Below are 21,215 nucleotides of genomic sequence, written 5' to 3' on the forward strand. Positions count from 1 at the left end.
CGGCCTTACTCGTCCAAAGCTCCAGTTTTCATGTTCTTTGCTCCGGGCCCTTTTTCGCGCTTAAATTTGCCAGCCACTTCGATTTTAATCACTGTAGCAACAGAATCAATGGCCTGCTCAGGCACGGCAATCTGAATACCATTGGCATTCGATTTTACCTTTAACACTTGATTATTGGCTAAAAGGCTCGCTTTTACAACTTTATTTTCAATCGGAAGTTCAACTAGGCCATTTTTTGGCCAGTCAAATACAGAGACATACAAATAAGTCCGCTTTCCATCTTCCTTTAGGGTACACCGCCCCCATTCAAATGGCTGTAAAGGACTACTCTTGGTTGCGTAGATCGCTTCACTATTGACTTTCATCCATTTGCCAATTACAGCCAGACGTTCTATACTCTCCTGGGGGAAGGATCCGTCGGGTTTTGGGCCAACGTTCAACAGGTAATTTCCACCTTTGGAAGCAATATCAACGAGATTGCGGATCAAGGTTTCGGCAGACTTCCATTTATGATCCGATGTGCGGTAGCCCCAAGTACCGTTCATGGTCATACAGGTTTCCCAATGTTTGCCTTCGAGTTCACTCCAATCTGGAATTTTTTGCTCCGGCGTTTTGGTATCGCCGGGGAAATTAGGCCGTTTCAATCGATCATTCGTGATAATATTGGGTTGTAATGCCAATTGGTCCTGAAGCATATTTGCGGCTTCGTCGGTCATATTGGTTGGCGTATCCCACCATAGCACAGCAATATCGCCATAGTTACTCAACAATTCTTTGACCTGAGGTACAGATACATTTTTAATATAGTCACTAAAACTCGCTGTTTCTTGTTTGGGATCCCAATGGCCATGATGTGCTAGCGTGTAGTCATCGATACGGGTTGAATCTGGATTAGGCCAGCCTTCTCGCATTAACTTACGAGCAGCCGACCCACCAGGGTTATTCCAATCCTGCGCCTGTGAGTAATAAAAGCCAAGCTTCAGTCCATATTTTCGGCAGGCATCGGCCAAAGGTTTCAAGACGTCTTTGCCATAGGGCGTAGCGTCCACCATATTCCACTTACTCGCTTTTGTTTCAAAGAGTGCAAAACCATCGTGGTGTTTGGCTGTGATAATCAAATATTTCATGCCCGCATCTTTCGCCATGCGTACCCATTCGTCTGGATTATAGGCGATGGGATTAAATTGTTTCGCCATGGCCTGATATTCATCAACTGGAATTTTTGATCGGTTCATAATCCATTCTGCTCCACCACGTGCCTGTTCGTGTCCCTTATAAACACCGCCGAACTGTGCATATACTCCCCAATGGATAAACATACCAAACCGGGCTTCCTCCCACCATTTCATGCGTACACTATCTGGTAAGCGATTTACTTGCGCATACAATAATCCCGTGCTCATTCCCACGATGAGGATAAGTGCCAGCAACATTTTATATATAGCTTTCATACCTAAATTTTCACAGTTCTTCATTTAGAAACCTGGTGTTTGTTTAAAATTGTCATTACCTAAACTTTTGGCCATATCTACCTCAGATTGAGGGACTGGCCATAAGGTATCTCTTGCCATAAATAACCGTGAAGCGCCATCTGGATCCTTGGTTTTATCCATCACCTCTTTGATTATCCCCCAGCGTTTCAAGTCAAAATAACGTTGACCTTCCAAAGCCAGTTCAATCCGCCGTTCATGACGGATAATATCGCGGAATTCATTTTTTGTCAAGGAACCACTAAACTGTACGAGCGGCATTTTCACATCAGCCCTAGATCTTACCTTATTTAATGCATCCACAGCTGTTTGATCAGGCCCTGCACTTTCATTCTTCGCTTCTGCATACATCAATAAAATATCGGCATAGCGCAAGAATACCCAATCCTGATCGCTTTGTGTCGCGTAACTTGTTGGCCATTTCGATTCGTTGATATACTTTCTCGGTAAAAAACCACCCAACACGCCCTCGGCAACGGGATCAAAAGCGGAAGATGCTGTAGTTCCGCGCCATACACCGCGGTACATAATTGTTGACTTCAACCGTGGATCTCTATTTTCGTAAGGATTTTTAGCATCGTAAACTGTCGATTCTTTAATATCCTTTCCATCGATGGCATAATAAGAATCAACCAGATAACCCAGCGGTTGTATGGTCTTCAGATAAGAATACATCATATCTGCCGGACTATACATATTGGGTGGTAAAAATCGAGCGGAAAACATGATTTCGGGATTATTATTTTGTCCCGGCTTTCGGAACAGATCGCGGTATCCACCCTGATAGATCGAAAACTTGTTTTCATCCATAACAATCTTCGCTGTTGCAGCTGCCTCAGCCCATTTTTTCACCGTCAACAACACCTTTGTTTTGTACCCCAGTGCAGATCCCCGCACAGCATGTCCTTTATACCCTGTATTTGGCAGTTTTTCACTCGCATAATCTAAATCTGCCAAAATCGCTTCGATAATGTTGGTTTTAGGTGTTCTACCGAGCCGAATACTCGCATCGTCCATGCCCAGAGGTTCTAAAGTCAATGGCACATCACCGTACAGATTGGTCAACAAAAAGTAGTAATGGGCGCGGATAAAACGAGCCTCTGCTTTATATCGGTCACGGTCCTGCTGGCTCATGCTTGTAATACGGTCAATATTGGCAATCAATTTATTGCATGCTGAAATGGCCTGATACGAAATCTCATAGCCCTCAGATTGCATGCCACCCGTTGTCGAGGTGATTCCGGATCGCGAAATAATATTGAAGTTATTGGAGGTACTGGACACAAAAGCATCGTCTGAAAGCCCATCCCAAAACATACTTGCTCCACCCCAACCACCACGTGCATTGGATGAAGACGTCGAATTGTATCCTCGGCAAAGAAATTCATAACAGCCCGAGAGTGCCAAATCAGCATCAGTCTGCGTTTTCCAGAAGGTTGACTCCGAAATTTTATCCGTTGGATTTTTATTTAAAAAATCTTTTGTACAGCTACCCAATGCAGCTAAGGCTGCTAAGCTTAAATATAGATATGTTTTTTTTACGCTCTTTTTCATCTGTAATTTTTTTTTAGTTACCACTCGATTAGAATGTGATGCTCGCCCCAAATGCGAATACTTTATTCTGCGGATGAGTCACATAACGTCCTGATGTTGCACCACCGCTTGATGAAACACCACGTTCGGGATCTAAACCAGGGAACTTGGAGAATGTGAGCAGGTTATCCGCCGCAAAATAAATGCGAAGGCCAGAAATACCAGCTTTGGACAAGGTGCTCTGTGGAATAGCATAGCCTACCTGAATATTTTTAAGGCGCAAGAAGGATCCATCTTTTAAAAAGAAAGTCGATGCAGTCCGTACATTATTTGCCGCAGGGGTATTTTCAGCACCCACTATTGGAAGCGATGCATTCGGATTCTCTGGAGTCCAAGCGTTCATCCAGTCGCGAGTGAACGTTCCGCCTTGCCTAAAGGGCACGATTCCCCACTCACTCACAAATATTTTTTGTCCCTGGGAACCAAAGAAAAAGGCTGTAAAATCAAAGTTCTTCCAAACAGCCGTTGCATTAAAGGAGTAATCGAAATCTGGATACGCTCCGGGCACGACAATTCGATCATTATTGTCCACAACTTTATCTCCATTAACGTCAGCAAATTTCAGATAGCCCGGTTGTGCCGGAATCTGTTGCACTGGAGAAGCTGCCACCTCTTCCTTCGAACGGAATATGCCCGTGTTCTCCAAAAGGTAAAAACTACCATAAGGTAAACCTTCCCGGATAATGGTATTGCCCGAGATACGTTCGGCCCCATATTTCATCACCTTGTTGCGATTGGCCTGAATATTTCCATTGAGGGTCAAGGATACCGCTCCAATTTTATCACGGTATTGAAGGCCGAGCTCTATACCTCTGTTACGCAATTCACCATAATTTACGGTCGGTGCAGTCAATCCAATATAAGAAGGGAAAGCTGTAGATGCAGATAAAATATCGGATGTTACTTTGTTATACCAATCGAAAGAAGCGGTCAATTTGTTGTTCCATAAACCGATATCTACACCGAAATCCAAGACTTTGGTACTTTCCCATTTGATCCGGTCATTGGCCATGGCTACCTGACGAGCTCCCTGTTGGAGCGTTTCATCAAAAGGATAAGCAAAAGAGGAATTGTAAACAATCTGATATGGGTAGTTACCAATATTTTGATTACCCAATGTTCCAATGGAGGATCTTAACTTTAGTTCATTAACAACTTCTTTCAATTTCGGACCAAAAAAGTTCTCATCCGAGACTTTCCAACCACCAGATAATGAAGGGAAAAACGCCCATTTTCTATTTTCAGGGAAACGTGAAGAGGCGTCATAACGTGCATTCCCTTCGAGTAGATACTTGCCTTTATAGTCATAGTTTAACCGACCATAATAAGACCTCAATGACCACTCATTGGTGACACCATTATTTGATTGTTGTCCAGCTCCGCCACCATCGAGCTCAAGCAGGTCATTGTTGGGAAATTGCAACCTACTTCCGAACAATTTTTGTGTTTTATTATATTCTGCCTGGGTTCCTGCCAGTACTTTCATGTTATGATTTCCAAAAGACTTATCGTAAGTCAATTGCGTATACCCGACTGGATATACATTGTTGTCGTCTGTTACTTCTAGCCCCTGACCACCTACATCAAGTTGTCTGGCGGGTAGGTCATCCGGTTTGGCGAACCACATGTATTGATTAATCACAGGTTTGTTGGTATAATTTTTTGTAAAACCATACGTCAACCCGCCGCTCGTCTTCCAATCCAGTCCATCCAATATTTTCACATTTAAAAAAATATTGCCTTGCATAAAATAATTGTTCAGTCTTGTAAATGCATTTTCAGCAACTGCAACAGGGTTTTTATTTGGGGATTGAAAAGGATATGCCCTAGACGAATAACGACCACTACCATCTGGTAATACAGGTCCATAAAGTGGTGATTGACTAATGGTAGACAAAAACTGATCCTCACTACCATTTCTAGGATATTTCCGATCCCCATAATTCAAGGTGATACTTGAACCAAAACTTATCCGATCATTTATTTTAGAGCCTAGGTTAAGCTGTAGATTATACTTTTTAAAAGAAGTCCCGATCATAATATCAGGCTGATTGACGTAGCCCAATATAACGTTGTAATTTGTTCCTCCGGCACCACCGCTTAAGCTTAAATTGTGCGTTTGCACCGGGACAGTTCTAAAGACAGCATCTAACCAGTTAAAATCGGGATATAATCTTTTATCTGTTGCATTTTTGTAGGCATCAATCATCTCCTGGCTAAAGGAAGCATTTGGATTTGTGACACCCGAGTTTTTATTTGCCTGATTATACAAGGTCATGTAATCAACGGAATTATATACGAGGTCTGGAAGAGCTGAGGCCTTGGTAATTCCGACATTATAATCGTAGCTCAGTTGTGTTTTTCCAGCTTTACCCTGTTTTGTCGTCACAAGAATGACTCCATTTGCTGCTCTTGCCCCATAGATAGCAGCTGAAGCGGCATCTTTCAATACGGTGATATTCTCGATTGCTTGGGGATTCAAATTTTCCAAACTACCGGGGATACCATCTACGATAACCAGTGGAGCAGAAGAGGCGCCGTAGGAACCCAATCCCCGTACCTGGAGATTCACATTTTCATTCCCCGCTTCTCCCGATCCTTGGGTAACACGAAGTCCGGGCATGCGACCTTGAAGTAACTGCGTTGGATTTGTAGCGATACGTTTGTTAAGCACCTTTCCATCGACAGCAGCAACAGCACCCGTTAGATTACTTTTTTTCTGGGTACCATAGCCTACTACAACCACTTCGTCAATCAGGCTACTGGACTCCTGCAGTACAAGATTAATGTGATCTTTCTTATCGACCTGGACTTCGGTTTTCTCTTTGCCTACCAGCGAAAATATCAGGACATCAATATCTCGCGCAAGAATCTGATAATTGCCGGCCCCATCGGTTACAGTGCCGTTTTTCACCCCCTTTATTTGTACGGTAACCCCCGCAAGAGGCTCGCCTGTTGAGGAGCTTACTTTTCCGGATATCTTTATTTGCGACTGGGCAAGCACCGCCGGTGCAGACATGCTCATCAACGAAAATAAAAGCAACCCCTTACCTACCGTTTTGGTCATCGGTGTTATCATAGTTGTTTTGGTTTATTTGGTTATTTAACGAAGTAAATGAACTCAAATATCAAAAATCGTTTACAGCAAAAGGAGTATTTTTTGTTCAAATTAGTGGAATAAATGGCTTCATTCCTGATTTTCAACACAATTAAATGGTTTTTAAAAAAAAAGAAAAATACCCCCCCCTTGGCAGCTGCTAATTTTTCTTCCAACAATCGATCGGTTGATCTTCAAAATAAGCTAGCGATCTGCCAGAGCATCCTACAACGCTAGAGATTATCAATTTTGCAATAAAATCGATATATTGCCCACAAATCAATTTAAAGTGAGGGAGTCGATGACAACAAAAAAATATAGGAACGTCTATATCTTTTGGTTTTGCAGCATGTTATTTTTTTTACTGCCCGAGGGTTACTGTCAAACAATCATACCCACAGGTACGCCTTTTGTCAAACAATACAAAAAAGACCAATACAAGGCTGGAAATCAAAACTGGTCTTTGGCAGTCGACAAAGATGGTCGTATTTATAGTGCCAATACCGAAGGTCTATTGCAGTTCGACGGACAATATTGGCGCATCTTTCCGCTTCCTAATCATTCCACGGTACGAAGTGTCGCAATCGGTAAAGATGGCAAGATTTACACCGGTGGAAGAGGTGAATTTGGCTATTGGACTTCCAAACCCTTTGGAAACTTGACTTATCAAAGTCTCTCTAAGCTGGTACAGGACAAAACCTACTTTCCAAACGAGGAAATCTGGAAAATCATTGTTGAAGACCAACGGGTATTTTTTCATACATTTTCGAAATCCTATATCTGGGAAAACAATCGTATACGGCAATTAACGGCTAAAGGTGAGCCTTTTTTATTTCCGCATCAGCTCAACAATAAATTATTTTTTGAACAACTACCAAGTGGTCTGCATGAATTTAAACAGGATAAATTAATTCCTGTAAAAGGAAAAGATGTCTTGAAAGACAAAAATGTACTTGCCATCTTACCTTACGACGCAACGACTTCGCTTATTGCGACCTCGCGAAACGGCCTCTACCTGATGAAAGCCGATGGAACAATCCTACCCTGGGCTGCTCCGGCAAATCAGCTCTTAAGCCAGTCACAAATAAACAATGGCTTATACCTCTACGATGGACAATATGCTTTTGGCACCATCCAAAACGGTGTTATTATCATCAATAAAAATGGGCAGGTCATTCAACATATCAATAAAAACAATGGTCTCCAAAACAATACTGTACTCAGCATTGTCAAGGACAATCAGAAGAATATCTGGGTGGGACTTGATAATGGCATTGACCGTATTGAAATCAATTCCCCATTATCATTCTACACTGATTTTGTCGGAAAAATAGGTACCGTTTATACATCGATCATCTATCAGGGAAAAATCTATCTTGGAACTAATAAGGGCTTATTTTCAAGTGAATGGAAGGGATTGACCAATTACAATTCATTAAATTTCTCTCAGATTCCAAATTCAAATGGTCAGGTTTGGACATTAGCACAATTTGGTGATGAGTTGATCTGTGGACATAATGACGGAACCTTCAAATTAGATAACGGGAAGCTTGAAAAGATCTCTCAGATTACCGGAGGATGGGTTTTCAAACCTATTTTTGGAACAAAAAATATTCTTCAGGGGAACTATACAGGCTTATCGAAATTCACGTTCGATGGTATACACCTAGCGTTCGTTCAGCAGTTCACAGGCGTTAAAGAACCGGTTCGATTCTTGGCGCAAAAAGATAACCATGCCTTTTGGATTGGCGATTGGGGACAGATACAACTACTCGGACTTGATGCGAATTTCCAGCAGGCAAAGATTTTATTTTCCTCCAAACAGGATAGTATCGCTTCAAAGAGGCAATTTACGGGGATTTATACCTTAGAAAATAATCTTGTATTTGCTACAGACAGCGGATTTCTCCAATTCGACAATATTGTAAAAAAATTCAGCTATGCCAATGAATTAAACACAGCGTTAGGCAGCTATAAAAATTCAAATAAGGTCATACCGATCAATACAAACAGCTACTGGTTTATTCAGAAGACTAAAATTGCTAAAGTAGATTTTGACAGTAAGGGCGAACTACATATTGACTCCAATCTGCTCAGTCCCTTACAGGATCGAATGATGAATAACTATGAAAACATTCTTCCGATTGAAAACCAATACTATCTCATTGGTTTAGATGATGGATTTGCGATCTACCGTCATGCCGATAAATCACAAAAATACAGGTTGCCACTTCCGCAAATAGCGCAACTTGTCAACTTGACAACAGGCCAGGCTATTATCCCAGATTCAGCGTTTAAACTATCATCATCGGACAATAATCTTAGAATTAGCTTTTCAAGTCCATATTATTCGACTTCGCCACTTCAATACCAATATTATCTCGAAGGTTACTCAGACAATTGGTCCGAATGGAGTGAAACTGCCTATCAAGATTTCACAAATCTACCTTATGGAGAGTTTCAAATTAAAATCAGGGCGAAGGACAATATGGGGTCAGTTTCGGAAGTCCAGACATTTTCATTTACCATTCGGCATCCATGGTTTCTTTCTTGGTGGGCGAAGTTATTTTATACACTCGTCCTGATAACGCTCATCTATTTAGCTTACAGGTTTAATCTTCAACGGGAGCGCAAGCGTCAGTTTCAAATACGGCGAAAATGGCTAGAAGAGAAAAAGATTGCCTTGGAACGCGAAACAGAGCAAAAAGAAAAGGACTGGATTAAACTTAAAAACCAGCAATTAGAAGATCAGCTTCAATTAAAAAATAAAGAACTTGCCAATGCGGCACTCAATATCGTTTACAAAAATGAGATGTTGAACAATTTACACGCCGAGCTCAAACAGCTTAAAGATGCTGATGGCAACAAGCTGAGTTCGGATGAATTGAAAAAGATAAACAAGCTTATCGATGATGCCCATAACGACGATCGTGACTGGCATATTTTTGAAAGAAGCTTTAACGAATCACATGAGAATTTTTTCAAGAAATTGAAACAAGAGTTTCCTGATCTCGTCCCCAATGATCTGAAACTATGTGCCTATTTAAGGCTCAATATGTCGAGTAAGGAAATTGCCTCATTACTCAACATTAGTACACGCGGTGTCGAGATTAGACGCTATCGACTACGCAAAAAGTTAGGCATTCCAACAGACAAAAACCTTTCTGAATTCCTGATGGAACGTTAAATTTTCATCACAGACACTACATCATTACCACACACGAGCTTTAGTGTATAAAACACACTAAAGCTCGTGTTATTTCAGTAAAAACAACAACACAAAATACTGATTATCAAAAATATAAAACACAATAAAAGGTAGCCTGAGCAAGCCGAAATTTCATGTAGTAGCGATGTGAATATGTTAAATTTTGGCAAAGTTGTACTACATCAACATATTTGCTTCAGGGAAATAACCAACGTATTTTAAACAAACACCAAAAATTAACGATATGAGGAATCTATCCGCATTATTTTTGACATCCATGGTCGTATCGGTTGCCTATGGACAAACTTCGGTACAAGGAGTGGTCAAAGATGGCACAAGCATGATATCCATGCCTGGCGTCACCATTAGTATCAAAGGGAAAGCAGTATCTACAAAAACCGACGCAACGGGGAAATTTCAAATCAATGCCTCTCCTACCGACTCACTGGTCTTTAACTTTCTGGGTTATCGCACACAAACGGTATACATTGGTAATCAAACGCAACTCAATGTATTCTTAGAAAATCAAAATCAAGCATTGGAAGAGGTTGTTGTTATCGGTTATGGTACACAAAAGAAAGCAGATCTGACCGGATCGATCAGCTCCTTGAAATCATCCGATATCACGAAGCAACCTGCCATGTCGGCCATGCAATCCATCCAAGGTAAAGCTGCAGGTATCAATATTATTGCAAATGAAGCTCCGGGGTCATCACCCAATGTCATTATCAGGGGCTTAGGAACTGCATTATCAGGACGGAATCCACTCTATATTGTCGACGGAATTGCACAAACAGATATTAATAATATCAACCCATCCGATATTGAATCTATGGATGTTTTAAAAGATGCATCCTCCGCATCTATTTACGGTCTTCGGGCGGCTAATGGCGTTATTATCGTGACGACGAAGAAAGGTAAAGCCGGAACAACAAACATCAATTATGAAAGCTTTGCGGGTATAAAAAACGTATTGAACCGCGTGAAAATGGCCAACGCTGATCAGTTTAGAATATTTGCAAATGAATACCTCACCTCGACCAATGGGTCTTACCGTTTAGCTGAGAATCAAAAATATAATACAGATTGGTATGACGAATTATTACGTACAGGTTCTGTATTTAATAATGCTGTTAATATTTCTGGTGGAACTGAGAAAGTTGATTACTTCGTATCAGCAAACAATTATACCGAAAATGGTATTCTTGAAGGCTCCAAATTTGTAAGAAATACCATACGCAATAACAACGTATATAAATTTTTAAACAACCGCCTAAAGTTCAGCCAAAATTTAAATCTTACATTAACAAATGCAACACCTAAGCCTTATAGTGCTTTCACCACGGCTTACCGTCAGTCGCCACTTGCGCCCGTTATGTTTGATAATGGCCGTTACGGTTTAGGTCGTGTAAATACAACAACAGGTGTCGCTGGCATTGAGGCCGCACCAGGCCAAGCCATCGGAAATCTAAATTCTATTGGAAATCCAGTGTATGAGGTTTTACGCCAAAATGAAAGAACAAATACGCTACGCTTACAAGGAAGTTTTGAGGGAGAATTTAAGATTACAGATTATCTGAAAATCAATTCGCGTATTGGCGGGAATAAATTTTATTCGAAACAACGGATTTTTAATAATGTAAAAGATCAATGGTTAAATGCTAATACTTTATTGAATGAATCTGATTTCATCAAATTAAAGGAAAACAATCCAAAAGCGCTTGATTATGTAGACAACAGCTTGAAATATGAAAATCTAGAACAATTCCGCTGGTCTATCGAGAATTTCTTAACATTTAACAAGAATTTTGACAAGCATCATATTGAGGCGGTTGTGGGGATGTCGCGAGAGAAATACGACATAAACAGCATGAGTAGCCAAACGGGTTATAATGTACCTGAACAAGAGCAATACTGGAATATCAATCTTGCAAAAGGAACAACCAATTATGGTATTGTTGCGCTGCAAACCTCTTATACCCCAAGAGCATTAGCTTCGTATTTTGGACGTTTGCAGTACAATTACGATAGCAAATATTATTTAACGGCAACATTGCGTAGAGATGGATCAAGTGTTTTCCGTAATACAGGAAAATACTGGGGTACATTCCCATCGGTGGGATTAGGTTGGACGGTAACCAACGAAAGCTTTATGAAAGATGCCAGCTGGATTAATTTATTGAAAGTGCGCGGAAACTGGGGTAAATTAGGTAACCAAGATATCCCGCTAAATGTTTCCACAATTTTAACAAGTCCAGAAAGTTCAAATTACAACTACGTTTTTGGTCCTGAACAGAATATGGTTTATGGAAGCGCATATGGCACTCCAGCCGTAAATCTAACCTGGGAAGTAACCAGAGAAACGGGCGCTGGCGTAGACTTTGCGTTTCTAAACAATCAGCTTTCAGGATCCATTGACTACTATCATAAGCTGAATACCAATACTATTCTTGATGTCACACCGACTTACACCTCTCCATCCGAAAAAAACTTCTATGCGCATGGTGCTAAAGTATTAAACCAAGGTGTGGAAGTGGCCTTAAATTGGAACAAAAGTATAAGTCCGGAGTTCAGTTATACATTCGGTGTTAATTATTCATACAATAAAAATAAAGTAACGGAAGTGGTCCCGGCTTATGACCGTGCTACTGGAGGCAGTTTAAATAATGGGGAGATTACCAAACAGCTTCGCGTTGGACAACCGATCTATGGCTGGTGGATGTTTGAGGCAAATGGTGTCTTTCAAGATGCGGAAGATGTAAAAAATTACCCATCGTTTGGTGCTGCAAAACCTGGCTATCTGAAGTACAAGGATCAAAATGAAGATGGTGTCATCGATTCCCGCGACAAGGTTTTCTTTGGATCATTTTTACCGACTTCAACATATGGTATCAATGTTGGTGTTAATTATAAAGCTATTGATTTTAATGTTTCCGGATATGGTGTCGCAGGCAATAAGGTTTACAATGGTTTAAATAGCGTTCGTTCCAATGCAGGTGAGAACATCGCGTTATCAACTTTTGAAAATCGCTGGACTGGCGCAGGTTCAACCAATGAACATCCCGGTGCAGAAAGAGCATATTGGGCTTCGAGTTATTTCCTCGAATCGGGCGCTTATTTCCGTATCAATAATATCACTGTAGGATACACTTTCAATAACTTATATAGCTCGAGATCTAAATTAAGATTATATGTTACTGCTCAGAATCCATTTATATTTACGAATTATAGTGGTTTCTCTCCTGAACTTGCCGGCGACGGTAGTCCAAATTTAACTTCTGGTATTGAGCTTTCAGCTTATCCAACGACACGTAATTTCTTATTTGGACTTAACATGCAATTTTAATCACCTTAGTTTTGAAGACAATGAAAATTAACAAACTTTATATAGCAATTCTTCTTAGTGGGGGCATTGCATTGCAAGGCTGTAAAGACAACAACTTCTTAGATGTACCTTCTAAAGAATATGTTGAAGCCGAAGACAGTGAAGAAATCTACACACCCGAGCAATTTGTCAATGGTGTATATGGAATGTTTACTGATTGGGATTATTCTTTCTCTTACATCGGTATCACGGACATGCTTTCCGATAATGCGGATAAAGGTAGTTCAGCGACAGATGCCGGTGGTGACAAGTTAAGTTTAGACGAGTTGACTTACACTTCAACAACGGGTTCCTTTCTTTCCATGTGGACACGTTGGTATAAATCCATAGGGCGGGCTACACAAGCTATTGCATACACAGAAAAATTTGGACTGACAGACGAAGCTTATAAAAACAGATTGATTGCCGAAGCTCGTTTTCTGCGTGCATTGAACTATTTCTATCTTGTCCGCGGATGGGGCGATGTTCCTATCCAAGAACGTGATTTAATAAAAAGAGAACCCGCAGCTGAAGTTTACGCCTATATTGAAGCGGATTTACAATTTGCTATCAACAATCTTCCACTCAAATCTGCTTATGCTGCAAAAGATTTAGGTAGAGCGACCAAAGGTGCCGCACAAGGGTTATTGTCGAAAGTCTATTTGTATCAAAGCAAATGGCAACAAGCTGCCGACATGGCGAAAACTGTCATCACATCTGGAGGATATAGTCTCGAACCGGATTACGCAACAATTTGGCGTTTGGCAGGGGAAAATGGTCCCGAATCATTATTTGAATTTCAAGCAAGGGGCACCTCTATCGCACATGGTATCCAACAATATAGTCAAGTACAGGCACCTCGTGGAGGAGCGGTCAACTTAGGCTGGGGTTTTAATATCCCAAGTCAAAATCTATTGGATGCATTCAATGCCGAAAAAGATAATATCCGCCGGGATGCTACAATTATTTTCAGAGGTGAAACCCTCTATGATGGCCGTCTGATTGACAATGGTGTAGAAAACCCAATGTATAATGAAAAAGCGTATTCCTCAGCAAATGGAGGTGCCGCTGACGGTGATAAAAACGTACGTTACCTCCGTCTGGGTGAAATTTATCTTATCCTGGCCGAAGCCGCAAATGAGGTTGGCAATAGCAGTGAAGCGCTGAATGCATTGAATACCGTGCGCACACGTGTAAAATTAGCCAACGTAACAACAACCGACCAAGCGCAGCTCCGTCAATTGATCTGGAAAGAAAGACGTCTTGAATTGGCATTTGAACACGACCGTTGGTTTGATTTGGTGCGTACAAAACAGGCAAAAACAGCCATGGCTGCCAATGGAAAAACTTTCCAGGATAAAATGTTGCTTTTTCCAATTCCGGAGAATCAACGTATCCAAACACCAGAAATGCCTCAAAATACCGGTTGGTAATCATTTACACAAAATAACGTAGTTCAAACGACCATAGGTCGTTTGAACATTTTTTCAAGAATTAAACAACATATCCATGAGAAAACGAATAGCATATCCAGCACTTAGCGGTATAGCTTTGGCGCTTATTCTCAGCAGTTCGTGCCAAAACACTGCTAATAGCAGTCCAGACAGTCCCTCAAAAATTGATTCAACCAGCGGAAGCAAGATCAATGAAGATTCGCTATTGACCACTATTCAGCAACATACATTTCAATATTTTTGGGAGGGTGCCGAACCTACTTCTGGTCTCGCTAGAGAACGCATCCATATGGATGGTGTATACACCCAAAATGATCGTAATGTCGTGACCATAGGTGGTAGTGGCTTCGGACTCATGGGTATGATTGTCGCGATGGAACGTGGTTTTATCAGCCAGGAACAAGGCATTCAAAAGTTGAATCACATCATGGATTATCTAGGCAAAATCGAACGGTTTAAAGGAGCTTGGGCACACTGGTACGATGGAGAACTGGGTACAGCGAAACCGTTCAGTGAAAAAGATAACGGTGGCGACATTGTCGAAACGGCTTTCTTAGCGCAGGGATTAATTGCTATCCGGGAGTATCTAAAAGATAAAGGTGATTCCGCCAAACTGATCGCTCAAAAAGCAGACAAGCTATGGAAAGAAATCAATTGGAATCACTATACAAACGGACAAAATGTTATTTATTGGCATTGGAGCCCTAAATTTAACTTCCAGCAAAATCATCCCGTCAGAGGATATGACGAGTGTCTTATTACCTATATTTTGGCAGCCTCTTCCCCTACTTATCCGATTGCACCCCAGGTGTATCATGAGGGATGGGCAAGATCTGGTGCAATTAAAAGCTCCGCTAAAAAATATGATATTCCACTCGTGCTGAAGCACAATGCCAAAGAAGGTGAAGTGGGCCCGCTCTTCTGGGAACATTACTCCTATCTAGGATTGAGCCCCAAAGGATTAAAAGACCAATACGCAGATTATTGGGAAGCGACAAGCAATCATGTTAAGATCAATTTGGCATACGCAGATCTGAACCCAAAAGGTTACAAAGGTTATGGTTCAACGAAAGGTTGGGGCTGGACGGCCAGCTATTCCATCAACGGATACGATGCACATCATCCAGACAACGATCCTGGTGTGATCTCCCCTACAGCGGCTTTATCGTCTATGCCCTACGCCCCACATGAAAGCATACAGTTTGCACAATACTTAAACAATCAGCTCGGCAATAAAATCTGGGGTAAATATGGCTACTATGATGCCTACAGTGAAACGGCAAATTGGTATCCACAACGTTATTTAGCCATCGATCAGGGGCCTATTATTGTCATGATCGAAAACTACAGAACCGGAAAAATCTGGGACCTATTTATGCAGGCTCCAGAAATTCAACAAGGACTAAAGAAACTCGGTTTTACCAGTCCTTATTTAAAGTAGTGGCCTATGGAATCATTTTCAATCCGTCACACGTTGAAAATGGTTCCTTCCACGAAAAATAACAGGACATCTGATCAAGAAAACTCAGGGATCATCTTGAGCACTTGACATAAACTTACCCTATTGCGCGGAAAGCAAAATCCACGCGCACAAAAAAATAATACGATGAAAAAAGTAGTAGGTACTTTCCTTCTTGCATTGCTCGCCTGGCATACAAGTCCAGCGCAATCCAATCCGAAAATGGACACATTCATTGATCAGCTTATGGCTAAGATGACTGTCGAAGAAAAGATTGGACAACTTAATTTGGTAACCGGTGGCGAAGCGACAACTGGAACCACTGTATCCACCGATGTGGATACCAAAATTAGAAACGGCCAAATCGGTGGTATTTTCAGCATGAGCACACCAGCGAAAATTCGCAAAACGCAAGAAATAGCCGTCAAGCAATCCCGCTTAAAAATACCCATCATTTTTGGAATGGATGTCATTCACGGTTATCGTACGGTATTCCCAATTCCCTTAGGTCTTGCTGCTACCTGGGATATGAACTTGATTCAACAATCGGCACGTATTGCCGCCGAAGAAGCTACCGCTGATGGAATTAATTGGGCATTTTCGCCCATGGTCGATATCTCGCGCGATCCACGCTGGGGCCGTATTTCCGAAGGTGCGGGTGAAGATACCTATCTAAGCTCGCGAGTTGCAGAAGCCATCGTCTATGGCTTCCAAGGGGATAACCTGGCAGCACATAACACCATGATGGCCTGTGTCAAACATTTCGCCTTATATGGTGCAGCCGAAGGTGGTCGTGATTACAATAGCACGGATATGAGCCTTCACCGCATGTACAACGAATATCTACCTCCTTATAAAGCAGCGATAGATGCGGGAGCAGGAAGTATCATGACTTCTTTTAATGATATCAATGGTGTCCCTGCCTCGGCAAATAAATGGTTAATGACGGATGTGTTGCGTAAGCAATGGGGCTTTAAAGGATTAGTCGTAACTGATTACACTGCTGTAAACGAATTAACAGCACATGGCCTAGGTGACCTCCAACAGGTCTCGGCCTTAAGCCTGAATGCTGGCGTTGATATGGATATGGTCGGTGAAGGGTTTCTGACGACATTAAAAAAATCTTTAGATGCGGGCAAGGTCAAAATAGCAGACATCGATAGGGCCTGTCGGTTTGTTTTGGAAGCCAAGTATAAATTAGGCTTATTTGACGATCCCTACCGCTATTGTGACGAAAAACGGGCAAAAACTGTAATCGGATCGGCTGCCAATCATGCCAAATCCCGGGAAATTGCAGCAAAGTCTTTTGTCTTGCTGAAAAATGAAAACCAAGCACTTCCATTAAAAAAAACAGGTACAATTGCTGTCATTGGTCCATTAGCCAATTCAGGTCCAAATATGCCCGGAACGTGGAGTGTCAGTGCTGAATTGGACAAAACAGCCTCTTTAGTGGAGGGAATGAAAGCCGTGTTGGGTAATCAAGTCAATATCCTCACACACCTGGGCAGCAATCTGTTGGAAGATCCAATTTACCAAAAGCATGCAACCATGTTTGGCCGTACCATAACACGCGATTCCCGAAAAGAAGAGGAGATCATCGCAGACGCTGTAAAAGTTGCTCAACAATCCGATGTGGTCGTGGCTGCCCTTGGTGAATCATCAGAAATGTCGGGTGAAAGCTCCAGTCGCTCCGAATTGGACATCCCGAAAAATCAACAGAACCTATTAAAAGCATTACTGGCAACAGGAAAACCAGTTGTATTGGTGTTATTTACGGGTAGACCACTTACGCTTACTTGGGAAGATGCTCACGTACCAGCCATATTAAATGTGTGGTTTGGCGGAACGGAAACAGGAAAAGCAGTAGCCGATGTCTTATTTGGGGACGTCGTTCCTTCAGGTAAGATTACCGCCACCTTCCCACGCAATGTTGGTCAGATTCCGATCTATTATGCGCATAAAAACACCGGTAGACCCTACGGAAACTCGGGCGATTTTGAAAAATTCAAATCAAATTATCTCGATGTAAGCAATTCCCCACTCTACCCTTTTGGTTATGGATTAAGTTATACGACGTTTACCTATGGTGAAATTCGTCTTGACCGCAACACAATTGACGATAAAGGTACGCTACAAGCAAGTATCGACATCCGCAATACAGGAAACTATGATGCGGAAGAAACCGTGCAGCTCTATATCCAGGATGTTGTTGGTTCTGTCACGCGTCCTGTAAAAGAATTAAAATGCTTTCAAAAAATATTCCTCAAAAAAGGAGAGCAAAAAACGGTAAACTTTAACATCAAAGTAAATGATCTCAAATTTTTTGACAACAATCTGAATTACGTTGCCGAACCAGGAACTTTCAAAGTCTACATTGGTCCCAACAGCCGTGATGTCAAAGAAAAAGAGTTTGAATTGCTTTAAATCTATTGCATCTCTATAAAAAAACAAGGCGACACTTCGAAAATAAGTGCCGCCTTGTCTATGTTTAACGATGTCTATGTTTAGTCATTGCTATTTCTAGCTACTTCATATTCCCATCAAAGCTTTCAAACAATAAACGCAATTCCGCCGCTTTTTCTGGATATTCCGTTAAAATATTGGTTCTTTCACTCGGATCCCAGGCAATGTTATGTAGTTCTTCAATAGCATCATAAGGTTTACCCGAAATCTGATTGACTCCACCCGCTATCCGACGATACTTCCAGTCACCTGACCGAACCGCCTCAACATGTCCATAATTCACTAAAAATATTGGTCTATGTGCTGTTTTTAAATCTTCCGATTTGCCGTTCAATAAAGAATCGATCGCTTGACCATCGATAGATTTCTTCGGCAATGATGCACCGGTCCATTTGGCGATGGTCGGCAACACATCCAAGTTGCTAATTGCCTGTCGAAGAACTTTCCCTTCTTGGGCATAACCTTTTCCATAAATAATGAACGGTACACGGACGCCACCTTCTGTTGTTTCGGCTTTCGACCCTTTGAAGACACCTGCAGTACCCACATGCCAGTTCTTTGTAGCGTGATCGTCAGACATTCGCGATGGATAAGCTATCCAGGGACCATTATCACTTGAAAAAATTAAAATGGTGTTATCGGCGAGGCCTTTTCGCTCAACCGTTTTCCAGAGCTCCGAAAAATTATGATCCAGCTCCTGCATCACCGCACCCAGAGGGCCTGCATTTTGCTGATCTGCAAATCGGTTCTTTTTGTTGGCAAATGCCAAAGGAAGATGCGGAAAATTATGCGCATAGTATAAAAAGAATGGATGATCTTTATCTTGATCTTCGATAAACTTCACTGTTTCTTTGTGATAAAGTGCGCTCAGATCCGAATCGTCGGGTGCCACGACTTCAGGTTTCCGATTCCGGAAGATCTTAATGACAGAGTCGGTCTTTACATAAGGATCGCGGTAATCGTGGCTATACAGCATGCCATAAAAAGAATCGAAGCCTTGCTGATTAGGATGATGGTAAGTTTGTTTATCTCCTAAATGCCATTTTCCGACCAATGCTGTCCGATAGCCTACCTTTTTTAATAATTCGGCAATCGTTTCCTCTTCATCAGGCAAGCCTAAATCTGAGCCTGGACCGATTGGTGCTGGAAGATTATAACGTGAAGCATATCTCCCGGTTAATAAAGAAGCTCTTGAAGGTGTACACGAGGGCGTAGAAACCATAAAGTTTGTTGCTCTCACGCCCTTACTGGCGATCGAATCCAAAAAGGGGGTTGAAATATTCGGACTTCCATAACAGCCAATGTCGCTATATCCGAGATCATCGGTCAAAATTAAGATAATATTAGGCTTTTTTTGCTGGGCATTGGCAAAAGCCACCAGTAAAAATAAAGCCATAGCGGTCATAAATTTAGTGTATCGCATCATAGTTGTATGAGTTAATTGGATTCGTGCCACAAGATAACAATTTTTACCAATTTGGATTCTGTTTTAAATTCGGATTGAGGTTAATTTCCCGTTGTGGAATGGGCCAGAGATAATGCTTTTTCGCATCAAAAACACGGCTTTCGGAGGCTGCTTCAACGACAACTGCCTCTCCGTTATTATTTTGATAGGTGATGCCATACACTTTACCGGGAACAACCTTTTCAGCAGTTTTCCATCGTCTTATGTCCGCAAGATGTAATCCTTCAAATGCCAGTTCCACTGTACGTTCCCGACGAACCAGCTGACGAAGTTGTTCCTGATTTGCTTGATTACTTACTATTGGAAGCTTTACATCCGTTCGTGAATTTCTAATTTGGTTGATCGCATCATAAACACTGACATCGACCTCACCGAGCTCAATCTTCGCTTCCGCATAGGTCAATAATATCTCAGCATAACGTAATAGTATAATATTCAAGCCACTTTTAGAAGGGTTTGCCAAATCCTTTTTATCGATATACTTCTTTATATTAAAACCTGTTGTGGAAGCAATATAGGTGCTCCCCACAGCATCGGCAGTCCCACTATTGGGTGCGGGATGAAAAATAGCTCCATTTGGAAGCGGATCGCCATCCAAAAAAATTGAGAAAGCAAGCCTCGGATCGCGATTTTTATAGGGATTTTTGGAATCATAACCACTATTAGCATCCGTAATTAAATCCCCTTTAGATGTGGTATAGCTATCGACCAAGGCTTTGGTAGGCACATAGGTACTCTGCCCATTTTGCTGGCTATAGGGGGCCAAGAGGTTAAAGACACTTTGGGTGTATATATTCTCCAGAAATTGTTTATCCAACAACACCTCTTTGTTATTTTCAGCTGCATACGTAAACAGATTTGCGTACGAAGGGTAAAGCTCGAATCGTTTGCCCTCGATAATCTTTTTTGCTGCCTTTGCTGCTGCTGCAAAACGTCCTGCATATAAATCCGACCGGGCTTTCAGGCCCAATGCGGCCCAACGGGTTATGCGTCCGATATCGTTACTGGAGTAGCTTTCAGGCAAACTTGCCACAGCCAGTTCCAATTCGCTGTCGATAAAATCATAGATTTCAGATAGCGTCGCTTGTTGTACTTCTCTTCCTTCCTGTAGTGTCAATGGTGCCTTTACCAGAGGAACTGCACCGAATAAATAGGCCAATTTGATATATTGATAGGCTCTCAACACGCGCGCTTCGCCGATATATCGAGCAATCAATGTTTCATCTTTGCTGCCCTCGATTTTACCAACATTCGCCAAAAAGTAATTGGCTGCACCGATTCCTTTATAGGCACTGCTCCAGGTGTTGTACAACCGGGAACTTGAAGCATCATAGGTACCCAATTCAATATAGGCATCCACAGCGAAAGGCTGATTGACATGGGCTATATCCGTCAATGCATCGGAATAGAAGATTTCTGCTCCATCCAGGTCATTGTAGAGCGCATTTACAGCTAGCTCCGCATCGGCTTGGCTCTTCCAAAATATATTTTCCGACAGGCGGTCTGTAGGTACAGCATCTAACAGATTCTTATCACAGCTAATCAGCATAAGCGAAAACAGTCCGAAACTGAAAATCAGGTTTCTTTTTTGATATAGATAGTTGTAAAAGTTCATTCGTATT

10 protein-coding genes are annotated in these 21,215 nt (G+C 41.7%); 5 read left to right on the top strand and 5 right to left on the bottom strand.

Features of this window, described 5'->3' with window-relative positions:
• Positions 1–5: 5 nt before the first annotated feature.
• From B3297_RS16000 to B3297_RS16010, 3 genes are read right to left on the bottom strand one after another with little or no spacing between them, the layout of a single operon-like run.
• A complete protein-coding gene (locus B3297_RS16000) occupies positions 6–1,475 on the bottom strand; it encodes an alpha-L-fucosidase (protein WP_286779129.1) in 1,470 nt (489 codons plus the stop codon).
• On the bottom strand, positions 1,476–3,044 hold the full coding sequence (locus B3297_RS16005; RefSeq protein WP_286779130.1) for a RagB/SusD family nutrient uptake outer membrane protein: 1,569 nt from the start codon (positions 3,042–3,044) through the stop codon (positions 1,476–1,478).
• A gap of 28 nt (positions 3,045–3,072) precedes the next feature.
• Complete coding sequence (locus tag B3297_RS16010) at positions 3,073–6,162, bottom strand: SusC/RagA family TonB-linked outer membrane protein (RefSeq protein ID WP_286769774.1); 3,090 nt, start codon at positions 6,160–6,162, stop codon at positions 3,073–3,075.
• Between the two features lie 367 nt (positions 6,163–6,529).
• Between B3297_RS16010 and B3297_RS16015 the strand changes: the two genes are divergently transcribed.
• The 5 genes from B3297_RS16015 to bglX all read left to right on the top strand — a co-directional run bounded on the left by B3297_RS16015 (position 6,530) and on the right by bglX (position 18,089).
• Positions 6,530–9,367, top strand: coding sequence for a helix-turn-helix and ligand-binding sensor domain-containing protein (locus B3297_RS16015; RefSeq protein WP_286769775.1), 2,838 nt, complete (start codon positions 6,530–6,532; stop codon positions 9,365–9,367).
• 265 nt (positions 9,368–9,632) lie between these two features.
• Positions 9,633–12,734, top strand: a complete 3,102-nt coding sequence (locus tag B3297_RS16020; protein ID WP_286769776.1) for a SusC/RagA family TonB-linked outer membrane protein — start codon at positions 9,633–9,635, stop codon at positions 12,732–12,734.
• Positions 12,735–12,754: 20 nt separating this feature from the next.
• Positions 12,755–14,185, top strand: a complete 1,431-nt coding sequence (locus tag B3297_RS16025; protein WP_286769777.1) for a RagB/SusD family nutrient uptake outer membrane protein — start codon at positions 12,755–12,757, stop codon at positions 14,183–14,185.
• A 76-nt stretch (positions 14,186–14,261) separates the two neighbouring features.
• The gene (locus B3297_RS16030) at positions 14,262–15,647 is read left to right on the top strand and encodes a glucoamylase family protein (RefSeq protein ID WP_112374161.1); all 1,386 of its coding nucleotides are present in this window, start codon (positions 14,262–14,264) and stop codon (positions 15,645–15,647) included.
• Positions 15,648–15,812: 165 nt separating this feature from the next.
• Positions 15,813–18,089 (top strand): beta-glucosidase BglX, encoded by a 2,277-nt coding sequence (gene bglX / locus B3297_RS16035; RefSeq protein WP_286779131.1) that lies wholly within the window; start codon positions 15,813–15,815, stop codon positions 18,087–18,089.
• A gap of 100 nt (positions 18,090–18,189) precedes the next feature.
• Here bglX and B3297_RS16040 read toward each other — a convergent pair whose 3' ends face one another.
• The gene (locus tag B3297_RS16040) at positions 18,190–19,524 is read right to left on the bottom strand and encodes a sulfatase-like hydrolase/transferase (RefSeq protein ID WP_254667765.1); all 1,335 of its coding nucleotides are present in this window, start codon (positions 19,522–19,524) and stop codon (positions 18,190–18,192) included.
• Positions 19,525–19,597: 73 nt separating this feature from the next.
• Positions 19,598–21,208 (bottom strand): RagB/SusD family nutrient uptake outer membrane protein, encoded by a 1,611-nt coding sequence (locus B3297_RS16045; protein ID WP_286779132.1) that lies wholly within the window; start codon positions 21,206–21,208, stop codon positions 19,598–19,600.
• Positions 21,209–21,215 lie beyond the last annotated feature (7 nt).

It is taken from the genome of Sphingobacterium sp. UBA3519, from assembly GCF_002377215.1.
GTDB classification, from domain to species: Bacteria; Bacteroidota; Bacteroidia; order Sphingobacteriales; family Sphingobacteriaceae; genus Sphingobacterium; species Sphingobacterium multivorum.